The following is an 829-nucleotide window of genomic DNA, read 5'->3' as shown; positions in this document are numbered from 1 at the left end:
TTCCAGAACAGCGCGACCAACCTTATAGATATCGTCGGCATACTCCGGCAGGATCTCACCGAGAACCGGTGTCGCAATATCTTCGGTGACTTCACCATACTGGACGATGACCTTGTTGCCGGTGCCCTGGGAATAGCGGATACGGCCGACCGGAGCATCGCACTGCCGTTCCTTGACGTTAACCTTTGCGGTGCTCACGACAGGCGCCCACGCGTACATGGATTCACCGCTGACAACGGCATGGTCCTGAACAACCGTGAAGGGCAGAGCTTGAATAAGGTCGTTGCAGAGTTCGGGGTTTTCCTTCGTCGCGAGATAGGCAATGACGCTGATGCCCAGCGGCTCCCAGGTAAGCCGTACCTTTTGACCGTCGCGGATCTGAACACGCCGAGAGGGATCGGCCAGGGCCGCGATGGAACCTTCCGGGGTCTCGTAAGTGAGATGTTTTCCGATGCTCCAAGGGAAGTAATGGAATGACCAGGCGGCCAAACGGTTGAGGTAACCCAGGAACGCCTTGACGGCCTCAACCGCCTCGTCGCGGCTACCAGCCGTCGGAAGATATTTGGTGATCGCTTCGGCAAAAGCGCCCATTTCCTGCAAGCCGCTGTAGCGCAGATAGTTGCTGTATGCGTAGTCAAAGCGGTGCACGAGTGCGCAGCACTGCTCGAGGGTAAATCGCTCATCCTGGAACGTCAGCAGCAACGGATACCACGTGTACATCGACTGGTCGCGCAGCATGCCGTTCACGAAGTCGAGGTTCGTGAAGTATTGGTTGTTTGTCCCGACCGCGAAGGTGCCGGTCCGGATATCATGAAGCTCCTTCGGCTCG

At 57.4% G+C, this 829-nt stretch carries 1 protein-coding gene; it reads right to left on the bottom strand.

The window, feature by feature from the left end:
• Nucleotides 1-829 (bottom strand): hypothetical protein (locus tag PIB16_RS26685; RefSeq protein WP_142843699.1); only part of this gene is annotated, 829 nt, incomplete at both ends.

Origin of the sequence: Agrobacterium sp. ST15.13.015, from assembly GCF_027871645.1 — a bacterium.
GTDB classification, from domain to species: Bacteria; Pseudomonadota; Alphaproteobacteria; order Rhizobiales; family Rhizobiaceae; genus Agrobacterium; species Agrobacterium leguminum.
The sequence above is the reverse complement of the archived record's forward strand: the minus strand, read 5'-3'. Positions and strand labels throughout refer to the sequence as shown.